The sequence below is a fragment of the Lysinibacillus sp. NPDC047702 genome (assembly GCF_050272555.1).
In the GTDB taxonomy this organism is placed as follows: domain Bacteria; phylum Bacillota; class Bacilli; order Bacillales_A; family Planococcaceae; genus Lysinibacillus.
Genome location: NZ_JBNNMG010000095.1, coordinates 1 through 15855, shown reverse-complemented (window position 1 = coordinate 15855; position 15855 = coordinate 1). Strand labels below are relative to the sequence as shown.

25 protein-coding genes and 1 pseudogene are annotated in these 15855 nt (G+C 36.9%); 25 read left to right on the top strand and 1 reads right to left on the bottom strand.

From position 1 onward, the window contains the following. The 18 genes from ACQKIM_RS26425 to ACQKIM_RS26340 all read left to right on the top strand — a co-directional run. Window positions 1-1017, top strand: a 1017-nt coding sequence (locus ACQKIM_RS26425) for a phage portal protein (protein WP_427549604.1), incomplete at its 5' end; no start/stop codon positions are given. Further along, window positions 1004-2032, top strand: coding sequence for a minor capsid protein (locus tag ACQKIM_RS26420; protein ID WP_427549602.1), 1029 nt, complete (start codon window positions 1004-1006; stop codon window positions 2030-2032). The genes ACQKIM_RS26425 and ACQKIM_RS26420, both read left to right, overlap by 14 nt. A gap of 43 nt (window positions 2033-2075) precedes the next feature. Continuing rightward, window positions 2076-2273, top strand: coding sequence for a hypothetical protein (locus ACQKIM_RS26415; RefSeq protein WP_427549599.1), 198 nt, complete (start codon window positions 2076-2078; stop codon window positions 2271-2273). Window positions 2274-2392: 119 nt separating this feature from the next. Beyond that, window positions 2393-2998: a phage scaffolding protein gene (locus ACQKIM_RS26410; protein ID WP_427549596.1), complete on the top strand. Its 606-nt coding sequence runs from the start codon at window positions 2393-2395 to the stop codon at window positions 2996-2998. Between the two features lie 19 nt (window positions 2999-3017). After that, on the top strand, window positions 3018-3332 hold the full coding sequence (locus ACQKIM_RS26405) for a hypothetical protein (protein WP_427549593.1): 315 nt from the start codon (window positions 3018-3020) through the stop codon (window positions 3330-3332). A gap of 16 nt (window positions 3333-3348) precedes the next feature. Then, the gene (locus tag ACQKIM_RS26400) at window positions 3349-4404 is read left to right on the top strand and encodes a major capsid protein (RefSeq protein ID WP_427549591.1); all 1056 of its coding nucleotides are present in this window, start codon (window positions 3349-3351) and stop codon (window positions 4402-4404) included. A gap of 14 nt (window positions 4405-4418) precedes the next feature. Beyond that, window positions 4419-4595 carry a hypothetical protein gene (locus tag ACQKIM_RS26395; RefSeq protein WP_427549589.1) on the top strand — a complete coding sequence of 59 codons (177 nt, stop codon included), beginning with the start codon at window positions 4419-4421 and terminating at the stop codon, window positions 4593-4595. A 5-nt stretch (window positions 4596-4600) separates the two neighbouring features. Next, window positions 4601-4996, top strand: a complete 396-nt coding sequence (locus tag ACQKIM_RS26390) for a hypothetical protein (protein ID WP_427549586.1) — start codon at window positions 4601-4603, stop codon at window positions 4994-4996. Beyond that, window positions 4990-5352: a hypothetical protein gene (locus ACQKIM_RS26385; protein WP_427549583.1), complete on the top strand. Its 363-nt coding sequence runs from the start codon at window positions 4990-4992 to the stop codon at window positions 5350-5352. The genes ACQKIM_RS26390 and ACQKIM_RS26385 overlap by 7 nt, the downstream gene beginning before the upstream one ends. Next, window positions 5352-5750: an HK97 gp10 family phage protein gene (locus tag ACQKIM_RS26380; protein ID WP_427549581.1), complete on the top strand. Its 399-nt coding sequence runs from the start codon at window positions 5352-5354 to the stop codon at window positions 5748-5750. Before ACQKIM_RS26385 ends, ACQKIM_RS26380 begins: the two co-directional genes overlap by 1 nt. After that, window positions 5740-6162: a phage tail terminator family protein gene (locus ACQKIM_RS26375; RefSeq protein WP_427549579.1), complete on the top strand. Its 423-nt coding sequence runs from the start codon at window positions 5740-5742 to the stop codon at window positions 6160-6162. Before ACQKIM_RS26380 ends, ACQKIM_RS26375 begins: the two co-directional genes overlap by 11 nt. Window positions 6163-6167: 5 nt before the next feature. Beyond that, window positions 6168-6389: a hypothetical protein gene (locus tag ACQKIM_RS26370; protein ID WP_427549576.1), complete on the top strand. Its 222-nt coding sequence runs from the start codon at window positions 6168-6170 to the stop codon at window positions 6387-6389. Between the two features lies 1 nt (window position 6390). After that, window positions 6391-7713, top strand: coding sequence for a phage tail sheath family protein (locus tag ACQKIM_RS26365; protein ID WP_427549575.1), 1323 nt, complete (start codon window positions 6391-6393; stop codon window positions 7711-7713). A gap of 12 nt (window positions 7714-7725) precedes the next feature. Beyond that, window positions 7726-8202, top strand: coding sequence for a phage tail tube protein (locus ACQKIM_RS26360; RefSeq protein WP_427549574.1), 477 nt, complete (start codon window positions 7726-7728; stop codon window positions 8200-8202). A 52-nt stretch (window positions 8203-8254) separates the two neighbouring features. Further along, window positions 8255-8509 (top strand): hypothetical protein, encoded by a 255-nt coding sequence (locus tag ACQKIM_RS26355; protein ID WP_427549572.1) that lies wholly within the window; start codon window positions 8255-8257, stop codon window positions 8507-8509. Next, window positions 8497-8934 carry a phage tail assembly chaperone gene (locus tag ACQKIM_RS26350; RefSeq protein ID WP_427549569.1) on the top strand — a complete coding sequence of 146 codons (438 nt, stop codon included), beginning with the start codon at window positions 8497-8499 and terminating at the stop codon, window positions 8932-8934. The genes ACQKIM_RS26355 and ACQKIM_RS26350 overlap by 13 nt, the downstream gene beginning before the upstream one ends. A 26-nt stretch (window positions 8935-8960) precedes the next feature. Then, on the top strand, window positions 8961-9125 hold the full coding sequence (locus ACQKIM_RS26345; protein ID WP_427549567.1) for a hypothetical protein: 165 nt from the start codon (window positions 8961-8963) through the stop codon (window positions 9123-9125). Window positions 9126-9140: 15 nt separating this feature from the next. Further along, window positions 9141-9401 carry a hypothetical protein gene (locus ACQKIM_RS26340; protein ID WP_427549564.1) on the top strand — a complete coding sequence of 87 codons (261 nt, stop codon included), beginning with the start codon at window positions 9141-9143 and terminating at the stop codon, window positions 9399-9401. Window positions 9402-10310: 909 nt separating this feature from the next. Here the strand turns inward: ACQKIM_RS26340 and ACQKIM_RS26335 are convergent. After that, window positions 10311-10751 (bottom strand): helix-turn-helix domain-containing protein, encoded by a 441-nt coding sequence (locus tag ACQKIM_RS26335; RefSeq protein ID WP_427549563.1) that lies wholly within the window; start codon window positions 10749-10751, stop codon window positions 10311-10313. Between the two features lie 182 nt (window positions 10752-10933). Here ACQKIM_RS26335 and ACQKIM_RS26330 point away from each other — a divergent pair, with 182 nt between their 5' ends. From ACQKIM_RS26330 to ACQKIM_RS26300, 7 genes and pseudogenes are all read left to right on the top strand, one after another. Next, on the top strand, window positions 10934-11116 hold the full coding sequence (locus ACQKIM_RS26330) for a helix-turn-helix transcriptional regulator (RefSeq protein ID WP_427549560.1): 183 nt from the start codon (window positions 10934-10936) through the stop codon (window positions 11114-11116). A gap of 20 nt (window positions 11117-11136) precedes the next feature. Then, complete coding sequence (locus ACQKIM_RS26325) at window positions 11137-11877, top strand: ORF6C domain-containing protein (RefSeq protein ID WP_427549558.1); 741 nt, start codon at window positions 11137-11139, stop codon at window positions 11875-11877. Between the two features lie 12 nt (window positions 11878-11889). After that, complete coding sequence (locus tag ACQKIM_RS26320) at window positions 11890-12117, top strand: hypothetical protein (RefSeq protein WP_427549556.1); 228 nt, start codon at window positions 11890-11892, stop codon at window positions 12115-12117. Window positions 12118-12288: 171 nt separating this feature from the next. Continuing rightward, the gene (locus ACQKIM_RS26315) at window positions 12289-12543 is read left to right on the top strand and encodes a hypothetical protein (RefSeq protein WP_427549554.1); all 255 of its coding nucleotides are present in this window, start codon (window positions 12289-12291) and stop codon (window positions 12541-12543) included. Between the two features lie 93 nt (window positions 12544-12636). Beyond that, entirely contained in the window at window positions 12637-13359 is a 723-nt protein-coding gene (locus ACQKIM_RS26310; protein ID WP_427549551.1) for a hypothetical protein, read from the top strand. Between the two features lie 48 nt (window positions 13360-13407). Then, the gene (locus ACQKIM_RS26305; protein ID WP_427549548.1) at window positions 13408-15678 is read left to right on the top strand and encodes a phage tail tape measure protein; all 2271 of its coding nucleotides are present in this window, start codon (window positions 13408-13410) and stop codon (window positions 15676-15678) included. After that, a pseudogene (locus ACQKIM_RS26300) lies at window positions 15671-15855 on the top strand (LysM peptidoglycan-binding domain-containing protein); the annotation flags it as partial. The gene ACQKIM_RS26305 and the pseudogene ACQKIM_RS26300, both read left to right, overlap by 8 nt.

The following is a 15855-nucleotide window of genomic DNA, read 5'->3' as shown; positions in this document are numbered from 1 at the left end:
AAACGCTTTCCGCCACATGAAATCATTCCATATTGGAAGGATTCAGAACAAACTATCCTTGATTTTGCAATTCGTATATATGCTGTAAAGGCATATGAAGGTGATAGAGAGGTTGTAGTTGAAAAGGCAGAGGTTTATAGCGCCAACGGGGTGGAACATTATGAGTGGTTCTCAGGACGTCTTGTACAAGATGTAACTAAGTCACAAACATCTTATATCACTATTAATGATGGTGAAAATGAATTAAATATGAATTGGCAACGAGCACCTTTAATTCCGTTTAAATTCAACAACAAGGAAATACCATTGATAAAACGTGTTAAATCTCTCCAAGATGGCATTAATATCATGCTGAGCGACTTCGAAAATAACATGCAGGAGGATGCGCGAAATACAATTCTAGTGCTGCATAATTATGATGGTCAGGACTTAGGAGAGTTTAGGCGGAATCTATCCATATACGGTACTGTTAAAGTTCGATCAGTCGATGGGTCAAAGGGTGGCGTTGAAACATTAACCATTGAAGTTAATGCTGATAACTATAAGTCTATCTTATCTTTGTTTAAAAAGGCTCTTATTGAAAATGGACGAGGCTATGATGCGAAAGATGAGCGCATGGCAAATAACCCGAATCAATTAAATATCAGAGCTATGTACAGCGAGATTGATCTTGACGCAGACGGTATTGAAACAGAGTTTCAAGCATCATTTGAGGAATTGTTGTGGTTTATCAATATTCATTTATCTAACACTGGTCAAGGCGATTACGAAGGTGAATATGTAAATATCATTTTTAATCGTGACATCCTGATCAACGAGATGGAAGTTGTTGAGGTATTAAATAAATCACCTTACTTATCTGAGGAAACGAAGATAGCGCAGCACCCTTATGTAAAAGATGTATCGTTAGAGTTAGAACGAAACAAGAAAGAACGTCAGGAACGTATGAATGAGTTTGATGGCTACGATGACCATTTTAAGAATTTAGGTTCTGGTGATGGCAATGGTCAAGAGTAGAGATTATTGGCGACGACGTTTTGAAATGCTTGAACAAGCGCAACATGAGAAGAATGCGAGTTATTATAAGGATCTCGAAAAAGCGTACATTCAGACTATGCAAGAAATTGAAAAAGATATTGCTAGATGGTATCAGCGCTTTGCTAAAAAAAATGAAATTTCGCTAGACGAAGCGAAGCAGCTCCTCAAAAGTGATGAATTGAGAGAGTTTCGCTGGACGGTCGATGAATACATTGATTACGGGAAAAAGAATGCTATCAATCAGAAGTGGATGAAACAGCTTGAAAATGCCTCATCTCGTGTCCATATAAGCCGTTTGGAAAGTTTGCAGTTACAATTACAGCAACATGTAGAAAAACTGTATGGTGGGCAAATTGATGGATTTGAGAGATTGATGAAAGAGGCATATCAAAAACAGTATTATCACACTGCTTTTGAGGTACAAAAAGCTTTCGAGATTGGATTTACTTTGCAAGCACTGGATGAAACAAAGTTAACGAAAGTAATCAGTAAACCATGGACTGCTGATGGTCAAACATTCAGTCAAAAGATATGGCGTGACCGAAACTTGTTACTAGATACATTGCATACTGAATTAATTCAATCAATGGCTCGTGGTGAGGCACCTGACCGTATGATTAGCTCGATAGCCAGAAAAATGAATACTTCTCGTTCCAACGCTGCTCGTCTTGTAATGACTGAATCAGCGTTTTTTAGTGCTTCTGCTCAAAAGGATGCATTCGGTGAGTTGGATGTTGAAAAGTACGAGATTATCGCCACTTTAGATAGTCGTACAAGTAGTATCTGTCAGTCAATGGACGGAAAGGTGTTTAAATTAGCTGATTTCGTACCTGGTGTGACAGCTAATCCATTTCATCCGAATTGTCGAACAACTACAGCGCCATACTTTGAGGATGATTACAGCCAACGAATTGCTCGTGGTCGTGATGGTAAGGTGTATTACATTGATTCTAAAATTAAATATCCTGAGTGGGAAGCGAGGTTTGTGGCCTAAAAGTGATATAATTTAGTTATATAAAATACACGGAGGTCCTAGAATGAAAATTTTTGTACTAGAAGTAAATTATGAACGTTTTTTCGAGGTTGATGAAGTAAACGATGTAGTAGTACTTGCAGAAAATCTAGATGAAGCTATTCGTATAGCTAAGGGCGTACGTGATGTAGAATGGGAACTTGAAGAAGAACATGATATCAAGGAAAGTAAACTTATTAAATCAATAATTCATCATGGATGAAAAACAAAAGTCACTCAATGAGTGGCTTTTTATTTTGGTCTTTTTAAAGGCTAGACCATAAAGAAGCGTACACCACCAACAGGTACAAACCTGTATAAAAATGTATGGAGGTAATGAAAATGGATTGGTTAAAAGAATTACTTAAAACTGCAGGTATTGCAGATGATCAGATTGAAACAATTGTGGCAAATGCCGCGAAAGAAGCTCCTAAATATGTAGTGCCAAAAGCAAAATACAACGAGTTGTCTACTACTAAAAGTTCACTTGAAACACAATTATCTGAGCGAGATACACAACTTGAAGAATTAAAGAAAGTAGATGTTGAAGGGCTTCAAGCGAAAATCACTGAACTCCAACAAACGAACGAGACAGCTAAACAGCAGCACGAGCAACAACTCAAAGATGAACGTTTATCAAGTGCATTGAAATTAGCCTTATCTGGCAAAGTACATGATTCAGACTTAGTTGCTGGGCTTATTGATCGAAACACAATTGAATTAAGTGAGGATGGTAAAGTCACTAAAGGACTTGATGAGCAACTAAAAACGTTGCAAGAATCAAAGTCCTTTTTATTTGTGCCAGAAAAGCAACAACCAACATATAGAGGGTGGAATCCTGCTGGTGGCGCTGACAATGGCGCAGGCGCAAGTGATGTGGGCTCCAACTTCGCAAAAATGGCGAATGAAAAAGGATCAAGTGATACAAATAACAACCCTTGGGACTAAACAATAAGGAGGGCTATATATGCCATATGTAAAACCAATCGAAAAATTTCAACGTGTAAATTTCTTAGCATCATCAAAGGTACAGGCATTCACGTATTTAGTGAGTGATGTAGGTGTAACAACTGATGCAAATGGAAAGAAAATCGTAAAGGCGGGCACTATCTTACCCAAAAATGATGCTACTGCAGAAGGTATCTTGTACACAGATGTTGATGTAACAAACGGGCCACAACCAGGTTCTTTAATTGTAGAGGCTTATATCTTAGAAGATCGCCTACCTGTAGCGCCAGATGCCGCAGCCAAAACAGCATTAAAAGAAATTAAATTCCGATAATTGGAGGGAAATCAATATGCCAGACATTTTAGAGTTATTTAGTCAAAAAACAGTATTAGATTACATGAAAGAGCGAAAGTACCAAACATATGGTATTGGTGAAGCTCTATTCCCAGAAGTTAAACATGATACGCTTGAATTTGAGTATCTTGTAGGGGCTAACGAATTGCCTGTCATTGCAAAGGTACACGCTTTTGATACAGAGGCAGAAATTGGCTCACTAGATGCTGCTAAGCAGGTGTTAGAGGCTGCTTATATCAAGAAAAAGTATCAAATCACAGAAAAAGATTTAATGGCTATACAAAACCCTCGTACAGCACAGGAACAACAGTATTTAATGCAACGTGTATTCAACTTAATCGACAAAGCAGCAAATGATGTACGCGCTCGTGTTGAATTAATGCGTATGCAAGCACTGGCAACAGGTGAGTTGAAATTAGCATTAAACAGTGCTAATAGCACATCGCCTACTATTTCAGTCGACTATGGTGTGCCAACTGATCACAAAGAAGCTCTTTCTGGAACTAATATTTGGGGCACAGGTACTGAGGATATTTTAGGAGATCTTGAACGTTGGGCTGATGCATTAGATATTACGCCAACTCGTGCTTTAACATCCAAAAAAATTGCAGGGCTTATTTTGCGTAATCCAAAAATTATTGGCTATTTATACGGTGCTGGTTCTGCTCGTGTAGCTAATTTAACAGACTTAAACGCATTCTTTACACAACAAGGGCTACCTTCTATCGCTGTGTATGAATCAAGTGCTAACACGAAGTATCGCGAACAGAATGCAAACGGCACATATACAACAAAGAGCTACTTCCCTGATAACAAATTCGTTATGTTTGGAGATGGACAACTAGGTGAATCACTATATGGACCAACACCTGAGGAATCTCGACTTATTCGCAACTCAGGCGATGCAGAAATGACAACTATCGGCAAGGTTATTGGTATGTTGTATGAAGAAGGGAAAGACCCGATTACAACATGGGCAAAAGCAGCAGCGACAGCAATTCCTTCATTCCCAGAAGCACAAAACGTATTTCAAGCACAACCGATTGCCTAAGGAGGTTGAGGGTAGTGGCAAACATTAAAATAAAAGTTAAAGACGGCGCTTTCCCTATTCGTTATAAGGGTGAGCGCTTTTTAGTTGGTGATGAATTGACGATTGATGAAAAACATCTCAATGAATCCATAATGGAACGTTTAGAGGAGACAAAAAAGGCTCCTAGGTCAAAAACGTCTGAAAGCGAGTGATTCGCATGTATCTAGATGTTGTAATGCGTTTATCTGCTCTTGGAGTAACTTTATCTAGTGCTCCAACCAGCTCCGATGACATGTTGTTGAAGTTTGCTATTGATAAAGTGACTAATCACATCAATAACCAAACAAATCTAACAATGATTCCAGTGGGCTTAAAAGAGATTGCCATCGATATGGTAGTTGGAGAGTTCTTACTTAATAAAAAGGCTATGGGCTTGTTAGATATTGAAACCCTGAACTTTGAAGCTGTTGCTAAACAGGTGCAGGATGGAGACACGAATGTAGTGTTTGCTGTTGAAGCGAATAGGACTCCAGAAGCCCAATTTGATGTATTTATCTTGTATCTACAGCACGGTAATACAGACTTTATAAAGTATAGGGTACTAACATGGTAAGCGCTCGTAGAAAGGCGTTGGAAAGGCTTTGGAGAGGTAATTGTACAGTAAAGGCATGGCAAGAAGTAGAAGACCCTATTACACATGCTTCAACCCCAAAGGAAATGACGCTATACCAGAGTTTAAAATGTAAATTATCTCATGAAAAGCTAACAAGCGCTTCTTCAACTGGTGGTCCAGCTAAAATTGCTGAACAAATCAAATTATCTTTAGGCAATGAATACGAAATACCAGCTGGATGTAAAATTATTGTTACTCAGGACAATGTAACTGAAGAATACACTCGTTCAGGCAAATCTGGTATCTTTATGGATCATCAAGAAATTGTCCTAGAGTTATTTAAGGAGTATGCATAATGGGAGTTAATTTTCAGCAATTAAAAGCATTTGAAAGAAAGTTAGCTAAATTAGCAAATGCTGATTTTGATAAGTTTTGCGAAGCCGCAGCCAAGGAGTTAGCTGCGAGGATGTTAGGTAAGGTAATTAGACGTACTCCTGTGGATGAAGGAACCTTAAGACGTGGTTGGACTATTGGACAAGTAAAAAAGAGTGGTACTACCTATGAAATAGAGGTTATCAATAGTGTAGATTACGCGCAATACGTTGAATTTGGGCATCGTACATCGAATCACCAAGGATGGGTGAATGGTCGATTCATGATGACCATAAGTGCTGACCAAGTAGAACAGCAAGCGCCAGCCATACTTGAGAGAAAACTATACACGCTGTTAAGGGAGGCTTTCGATGGAGATTAATGATATTCAAAATGCCATATCTGTTAAGCTTCATCAGGCTTTCGGAGACGACTATAAAAAGTATATCGATGAGGTACCGCAGGGGTTTAAGACTCCTGCTTTTTTAATACAGTTTTTGAATCTAGAACACATTCGACAAATCGGCAAACGATGGAAGGTTACAACACTTTTTAATGTGCAATATTTCCCTTCTAGTGGTGCGTCAGAGAGCGCGAATATGACTTTGAAGATACAACAAGCATTAAAAGAAATAACGCTTTTAAATGGCTCGCTGATGCTTGGAACAGGAGCGAATAGTGAGGTAGTAGACAGGATAGGTCACAACTTTATTCATTTTAATTTCTTCTTGCAAGAAATAGAGCAGAAAATCTTTATGGAAACACTTGAACAACGCATTAAAACGAAAGGGTGAATGAAGTGACAACAAAAAATGAATCTATTAAGGATAAAGCTAAAGCAAATCCTATGGATGTTACAGATGCTTCGAATGCTCAGAAGTTTACGAAAGCACAAATCGTAAAAAGCAACAAATACATGGCTCGTTGTGATGCATTGAATGCATTACTAGAGGACAACAAAACATACTCATTCGCCGAAGTGGATGGGATTCTAAATAAATTTGACAAGGGAGGTAAATAACGTGGCATTAGGCGGAGGACCGTTTTTAACACAAAATAAGACACTACCAGGTACGTATCATAACTTTATCAGCAAGCTTCGTGCATTTGTGAATCTATCTGATCGTGGTTATGTTGGTCTACCAATTGCACTCGATTGGGGTGTAGATGGCGAAGTATTTGCAGTGACCCTAGAAGATTTACAAAAAGACTCTCGTAAAATCTTTGGCTATGAATATACGGATCCTAAATTAAAAGGTATCAGGGATGTATTCAAAAATGCAATCACAGTCTATTTTTACAAGCTTGCAGTTGATGCAGTAGCAGCAACAAATGACTATGCTACTACAAAATACAAAGGTGTTCGGGGCAATGACATCACAATTGTGATTCAAGCAAATGTAGATGAACCAACAAAATTTGATGTTCAGACACTTTTTAAAAATGTATTAGTAGATGAACAAGTAGCTGTTGCTACTGCTGCAGATTTAGTTGCAAATGATTATGTGGTATTTAAGACAAATGCAACATTAACGGTTACAGCAGGAACACCATTAGCAGGCGGTTCCAATGGCTCAGCTATTTCAGGTGGTGCGCACCAAGAAGCGTTAGACGCTTTGGAGGCATACGGTTTTAATACATTGGGCTGCTTATCATCTGAAAGCTCAATTAAATCGCTGTATGTTGAGTATACAAAGCGCATTCGTGATCAAGTGGGTGGTAAGTTTCAACTTGTGGGGCACAAACTTGGAGCTGCTGACCATGAGGGAATCATTGATGTACAAAACAATGCAAACGGAACTGATGAAGAAGTGTTCGGTGCTGTTTATTGGGCAACTGGTGCACAAGCTGGTGTGGCAGTAAATAAATCGAATACCAATAAAAAGTATGATGGTGAATACACACTTGATATGTCAGAAACAAAGACACAAACTCAATTATCAACGCTTTTAAAAAGTGGGAAATATGTATTCCACCGTGTTGGTGATGATTTACGCGTTTTAGAAGATGTGAATACATTTACATCCTTCACAGGAGAAAAGAATGAGGATTTCAGCTTGAACCAAGTTATCCGTGTATTAGATCAAATCGCAATCGATACAGCGCAATTGTTTAACACTCGTTACCTGGGACAAGTACCAAATGATCAAGATGGCCGCATCTCATTGTGGAATGACATTGGTACACACCGAACAGAAATGCAACGTATTCGAGCAATTCAAAATTACAACAAAGATGAACTAACAGTTGCACAAGGTGAAACAAAGAAAGCTGTTGTAGTAAATGAAGTCGTGACTCCTACAGTAGCTATGTCACAGCTTTATATCACAACAACAGTAGCTTAAGGAGGAGTTTAAATGTCAAATGCTAATACAATGCATGCAAGAGACGCTATACATGGCGCACAAGGTGTTGCGTGGGTGACAATTGACGGAAATCGTTATAAATTCGCCCAGTTGATTAATTTAGATGCTAGGTCAGACAAGACGAAAACTCAAATCCCTATCATGGGACAAGTGGCAAAGGGCAATAAAGCAACAGGTGTTGAATATACAGGCAGCGCAACATTTTACTTCAATACATCAATCTTTAGAAAGATGTTGAAGCATTATCAAGATACTGGAGAGGATACTTACTTTGACATTCAAGTAACAAATGAAGATGGTTCTTCTCAAGTTGGACGACAAACTACGATATTGATTGATTGCAATATAGATGGCGGTATCGTTGCATCATTGGATGCTGATTCGGATTACTTAGAGGATTCATTCGATTTCACTTTCGAACGATTCGAAATGCCAGAGGAATTTTCTATCTTACCAGAAATGCAATAAGGGCTTGCTATGGCAGGCTCTTTTTATACTAAAAATAAAGAGGTGTTAAGGAATGTTAGATGTGAGAGAAATACCTATCTTTGGACATTTTGAAGGCGAAAAGACACCACAAGAACACGTTGCTGAAATAATTAAAGCAATAGGAGAGCAATTCATTGAAAAAGCTGATGTAATGGCGAGTGATATTGCAGAAGATACTGTTTCAATGTCTATTAATATTGATTTAAAAATTGGTGAAGTAGTCACTGTAAATAAAACAACTGAATCATACTTACAAAAAAGGAGCAATGATAAATGTCTAACTTAACTGCATTCTTTGCACACAATAAAAAGCAAAATGAAAATATTAAACGTGCTATTTCAAAAAAATTCGTAGATGAACATGGCAATCCTATCGAATGGGAGTTTGCACCAGTTTCACCAGAGCGTGATGCCGAGTTAAAAACTGAATCTACTAAACGCTCTATGATCACACAAGGGAAGCGTAAAGGACAATTTAACACAGATTTTGATCACTTTAAATATCAACGATTATTAACAGTTGAATCAATTGTATTCCCTAACTTAAATGACAAGGAACTACAGGATTCATACAAAGCAATGGGCGCAGACTCGCTACTAGGTAAGATGCTGACAATTGGTGAAATCGTAGACGCCTCAGCAGTAGCACAAGAGGTTAATGGTTACGAAACCGAGCTTGAGGATATGGTTGAAGAAGTAAAAAACTCATAGAGGACGGTGATGGTGACGCTAATATAATGCATTGGTGGGTGCAAAAGCAGCGTCGCCTACCGTCTGAGTATATGACTTTATCTCTTTTCGATAAAGCGTGTGTCATTGCTTCTGTACAAGTCAAGATAGATGAAGATAAGAAGCAAGAACGTGAGGCGAAACGAGGTACTAAGAGAGGTAAAAAGCGATAGGGAGGAGAAATAGCAATGAATATTCACTCATTAATAGATGAAATTGATTTACTTAACAGTGGAGTTGATTATGAGAAAAAGGTAAAAGATTTCTTAGAATTGCTTTTTTCCGAAATTCAAAAAATGAGTTTGGACGAATTCAAAAAAAGCGTTCGTCACAAACTCATCTACCAAAGGATCTCTAAAGAATTTACCATTGAATTAGGTTTCAAGTTGATTGACAAACATCAAGGCTGTTCACGAGCGATAGATAAGCCGCTATCAGACAATTCATAACAAATCCATAATCCGTTGCTAGATATAACGATGGAATTGGAAGCGAGATCGTTAGAATGTATTATTACATGTTCGTCCTCTTCCAAATATTCTATAGCGTCAGAGTAATATAGGATTTCGTCAGAATTTCTTACTTGAAACTCAGTATAAGAGCTGCCATTCTTTCGGAAATTTCCATAAGCTAATTTTAATAAATGTTTTTCAAATGTATTCATATGTATACACCTCCTCTCTAATGTCAATATTCGACAGATAAGGAGGAATGCCTTTAGTAATGTTTTGATCTGGTTTAGAAGCAAAACGAGGTGCACGAGGAAACGGTAAGAGGAAAAGGTAGAAAGAAGCTAAACATTTCTAGGTAAATCCAATTTTGGATTGGCTGATTTTTTCATAGAAAGCACCTATAAAAATGGGAGAGCTGAAAATTCAGCCGTCCGATATTTTACTACAAAAAAGTCAAAATAAAGTTTTGAGGTTGATGGGTGGATGCTACGTCCAGTGCTGATGAGCCCAAAATTGGGCCTATTAAAATTTAAAGCAAAGTTATCTATCTTTTCAGAGTTATGACACTTGGTGTCAAAGGAAATTCTAAAAAACGACCTCCGAATCTAGGAAGTCGTTCTTTCGGTAAATTTCTTACATCCGCCAAATTGGCGGGTATGAATAAGAAACATAAGGTATGGGGTGCTAAATTTCGTTCCCCTTTAATTCCGTGGTTGACCAAATCAACCTCAAAAATCATTCTTTATAGTTAAAAATAACGATTTGTCGGTTTCGGTGAAAAACCGAATCCGAAAACTTAATAATGCAGGTGAAGCTTTTATAATAAATAACAAAATATTGTTTGTTTACAACAAAGAATTGTTGTGTGTGATAAAAAAATAACTTCTTTCTACAAGAAGGAATAGTTTATTCATCATCTTTTGATTTTTGTATTTTATTTATTCTTTGAGTTTGTTTTATAAATAGCTCCATTGATTCTAATAATGATTCTTTCGCTTCATCAGACATAGGCTCACCATCAAAGGTTAACTTAACATCATTTTTTAGTATATTTTGAAGGAATTCTAAATATTCGTTTATATCATTGTCTATGTTCTTTGTTTTTAACTCGATCATGTATGAGTCGGCTTTATCAGTTTTACCTAATAAAAAGTCTACTGACACATCAAAAAGCTCTGCGATGTTACTTAATGTGTCAATAGGAGGCATTTTTGTGCCATTTTCATATGCAGTGTAAGTAGTTCTTGCAACACCTATTTTATTTGCAACAAACGATTGTGTATATTCAGGATTCGATTTCTTTATATTTTCGCGGCACGTTTTTAAACGTTGTGCAAGTACATTCATAGTATTCATCCTTTATAGTTTTATGTATTTTATTAAATAATATTGTATATGTTACTCAGAAGAACTTCTATAATTAACACATTAATGTTCCTTAAAGTGCAAATTAATGTTGACATGTTCCTTTAAGTAACTTATATTTATGTTAATGATTGTTCCTCAAAGGAACTATGGGAGGTGAGTTAATGCGCGATTGGTTAAAAAATATTCGGCGAATGAAGGGGGTTAAACAAAAAGAAGTAGCAGCTTACGCAGATATTTCACGTAGCTACTATGCAAATATCGAAAGTGGAAATAAAACACCATCTGTTGTAGTGGCTAAAAAAATTGCGAATTATTTTAAGTTTGAGTGGAGCCAGTTTTATTAAAATTTAAAGGAGAGTTAAATATGAATCAATTACAAGTAATTATGTACAGAAATAAGCGAGTTTTAACAACATCACAATTAGCAGAAAGTTATGGAGCAGATGTCAAACACATCAATGACAATTTTCAAAATAATAAACAACGTTATAAGGAAGGTAAACATTATTTCGAACTTAAGGGCGAAGAATTGAGAGCTTTTAAAACTGCTACGGAAATTTCGGGGAACCTTAAATTCGCTCCTGTACTATATCTCTGGACAGAGAAAGGAGCATGGCATCATGCTAAATCACTTAATACAGATGAAGCATGGGACGCTTACGAAATGTTAGTTGACGAGTATTACAGAGTCATTGAACAACCACCAGTTTTAACATCTGAACAGCAACGTAGAGAACATTTAAAGCTATCCATTGAAACTAGTGAACGGGTGGACATGCTTGAAGAAAAATTGGAGTCAGTATTTATTCAAATGAGAATAGATGGCGTAGAACAACAAAATATACAACAAAAAGGCGCACATAAAGTCATGGAAGCTCTTGGTGGAAAGACATCACCTGCATACAACAAGATTAGTAGAAAAGTATTTAGAGCATTATGGGGCGAATTTAACAGATATTTTAAAATTCCCCGTTATAGTGAATTACACAAAGTTCATTATGAAGAAGGATTACAATTTATAGCAATGTGGCAGCCATCAACATCTCTAAAGTTAGAGATAGAGCAGTGTAACCGCCAGGTACAATTAAAACTTGTGAAGGCATAAGGGAGGCATACGATGAGTAAAACTATTAACTTAATGACAGCTGAGCAATCAGAATCTCTAGAAGAATTACATGGAACATTAATAGCTATACTAGTAGATAAATCAAGGTTATATCCACAAACGACAATAGGATCAGATGGGACAAATACTCGCTTTATCAGTAGAGAAGAATATTTAGACTTTCATATTGGTATTTTGATTGAAAAATTAGAAGAAGCATTTCCGAAGTTGGGTGAGTAGTCTTTTGGATACTACAAATCTAAACATAAAAAAAGCCATGTTTTAAGCAGCAACTTAAAACATGACATAAAATTGAGCGACATCCACTCATATTTGTTTCAACAGAACAAATTATAACATAAAATTGTTATGAAATGAAGTGGATGTCCTCATTTAAAGGAGGACAATGGCATGAATGAGAAGGAACAACAAAAATTTTTAAACTTAATGCAAGAATTCGCGGAATGTATGGGAGTGTTACCACCCAAATCGGTTGATATTTGGTATTGGTGGCAAGAGGCGGTAGAAAAAATGAGTGACTTTCAGTTATTAGATTTAAAAAACTTTGGTTTCTTATCTAAAAGCAATCAGCCGAATCTAAAGCGAATGAACCAGTTATTAATAAAACAAATCGAAAAAAGACAACTTTTAAGCACTCTCGTTTGAGGGTGTTTTTTCATTGAAAGGGGTGATGATTATGTAAAGGGTATAGTGAAATCTCTCCGTATTATGTATATTTGTGTATGAGGAGGGATTTTAGTGAAAAAAACTTTTGTTCTTTTATCTATTATAATCGGAGGATTGTACTTAGTTTATGGAATTATAAAGATGATTTCTAATTTTAAAAACTATACTACAGCAGATTTTATAGTCGTAACAATAGTATTACTTTTCGTCGTATTACTTGAATTATTTTTGATTATTATGTTCAAGAAAACTTTTAATAGGTCAGCAGAAGAAGCTAGAAATCAATTGAAATTGGACAGGGAGAAAGAAAAATTTGAAAGGGAAAGCAAAATCCTTGGATCAAAAGCCCGACAACAATTACTAGGAGCAGACTTTTGTATTCAAGTAAAACACATGGCTGGTTTGCCTATAGCAGAAGGTGCTGATGTTTATGTCTATAGATGTTCAGAAAAAGTGATTTTTGAACGTAATCAAGACACTATTGAGCTAAACGTAACCAAAATGAGGGATATTTTAATAAAAACAGATGTTGAGATACAAAAAAGTTATTCTAGCAGTATAGGTGGAGCTGTTGGCGGTTATGTTTTGTTTGGCCCTTTAGGGGCGATGGTAGGAGGGCGATCTAAGGAGAAAAAAAGTACAGTTGTAGAAAAATATTTGATATTTGCATATACAAATAAAGAAGGTAATCAAGACTATATTTCTTTTGAAGTCACAAATGAACCTAACGCAATCTTATTCAATAGCAGTCATTATGATTTATCAAAAAGCGAAAGAATGAACATCGAACTGTAAGCACTCAATTTTGGGTGCTTTTTATTATGCTAAAAAAGAGGTGAGAACATGGCAACTATACAAACAGCAATACAAATCCAAGATCGTTTAAGCCAACCAATGCGGGCCATGCACAATGCTGTTTCTATAATGGTACAACAAATGGAAGCGATGCATACTGCTTCTGGTAATTTGGTAGATACATCTAGACTTCATCTTATACAACGAGAATTAGCAAGTGCTAATGAACAATTTAATCGAATCGAAAGCGAAGTCCGTAATGCTGACACTGCTCAACAAGAATTCAACAATAACATAAGAGACGGTACAAGTGCAGCAGAAGATTTAGCTAGTAAAATTCAGACAGTTGTCGGTGCATACCTTAGTATACAAGGATTAAAAAAAGGTGCAGATATAATAAGTGGATGGTTAGAGTCGGCTAATGTAATTAATACTGCTTCAACCCAACTAAATAATGTAATGCGAAATGCTGGTGCTGCTAGAGCAGAAATTGAATCAGTTATAGATAAGGCTGGTCAAATAGAAGGATTGTCTACTTTTGGACAAGAAACATTAGTAGCTGGTGCTGGTGAACTTGCTACTTATCTAGAGTCAGGAAAAGCTATAGAAAAAATGCTTGGTACGTTGGCAGACTATGCTGCAGGAATGGGCGGAATTAATGCTGATGCACGTCAGATGACCGAATATGCAACACAACTTGGTAAAGCGCTGGATGGTCAATATGACGGCTTACGAAAAAAAGGCTTTGACGTATCTGAGGCTCAAAAGAAAATAATTGAAAACGGTACAGAAATGGAACGTGTTGCCGTAATATCTGATATTATCGCTCAATCGTGGAACGGGTTAGCACAGGCATTAGCAAACACACCACAAGGGCAACTCGCACAGATGGCAAATAATTTTGATGGTATTAAACAAAAATTAGGTAATGAAGTGTACCCAGCTGTTGTTAAATTATTTAGAACCATAAATTCAAATATGCCAATAATAGAAGCATTTATGACTGGCTTTGCTCGTGGAGCAAATGTCGTGATGGAAGCTCTAGGAGGAATAGTAAAAGCAGCGAGTTGGGTAGGTTCTGTATTTGTTGATAATTGGTCGTTAATTGCCCCTGTAATTGGTACTGTTTCAGGTGCATTAGCAACATATGCAGGTGCTTTGTTGGTAGTGAAGGCTGCCAAAATAGCAACAACAATATGGACTGGGTTACAGACTTTTGCTACAGGTTTGCTTACTGCAACAACATGGGCTAGTGTAGAAGCGACTTTTGCTGCTACAGCCGCAACATGGGGGTTGAATGCAGCATTAGCAGCGAATCCGATATTCATTATTATTATGGCGATAGTTGTACTCATAGGAATTATCTATTTAGCTGTAGCAGCAATTAATTATTTCGCAGATACGTCCATAAGTGCAACTGGTATAGTTGCAGGAATATTTATGGTGTTAGGGGTAGTTATTTATAATGTTGTAGCATCATCGTATAATTTGTGGGCAACATTTGCAGAGTTTTTTCAAAACTTTTTGACCAATCCAGTGTATTCTGTTAAAAAATTATTTTTCGGTTTAGTTAGCTACGCATTAGATAGTGCGATAGCGTTAAGTGATGGATGGAAGGATTCAGCCAATGCATTTAAGGATGTTATGATCGGTGCAATTAATAAGGTCATACAAGGTTTTAATTGGTTGATGGATTTATTGCCTTCTGATATTTCAGCTAAACTAGGATGGCAAGCCATACCCGAATTTTCTACTAACGGTGTCGTATCACCAGCGGATGCTTTAAGAGCAGTAAAAGGAGATAGCCTATCTGCCAATCCTTTAAGGGTACTTAAAGCGAGTTTAAAGGAAGGGCTAGGGTTAAATGAACCTGCTCCTGATGGTTACAAAGAATTGTCTAAAATGGAATTAAAATCAGTAGGGGATGCATGGAACACAGGCTATGATTGGGGTGCTAATCTATTTAGTTCTAATCAAAATAAAATTGGTAATGTCGATGCAATTACAAATGCTATAGATAATGCCCTGGCGTTAGGTGACAAACTAGATAAGGGTAACGATGCTGGGAAGAAAACTGCTGCCAATACCAAAAAAGCAGCAGACGGCATAAAAATGTTAAATGAGGACTTAAAATATCTTCGTGATATTGCAGAACGTGAAGCTATTAATCGATACACAACAGCCGAAATTAACATAGATGCTCGTAGCGAAAACCACATCAATAAAGAAATGGACCTAGACGGTATTATAGATCGTTTCACCGAAAAAGCAGAAGAAGCCGCAGAAATGTTAGCAGAAGGAGGTCCGACGGATGTATAACTTTTTTATGGATGGTGTACAGTTTCCGGTTGCGCCTCCTGAACTATCTACGAAGATTAATGGTAGAAACGAAACCATTGTGTTAATGAATGATGGAGAAGTAAATGTAATTAAAAAGCCAGGCCTAACGGATATTGAGTTTGAGGTATTACTCCCAAACGTCAAATATCCGTTTGC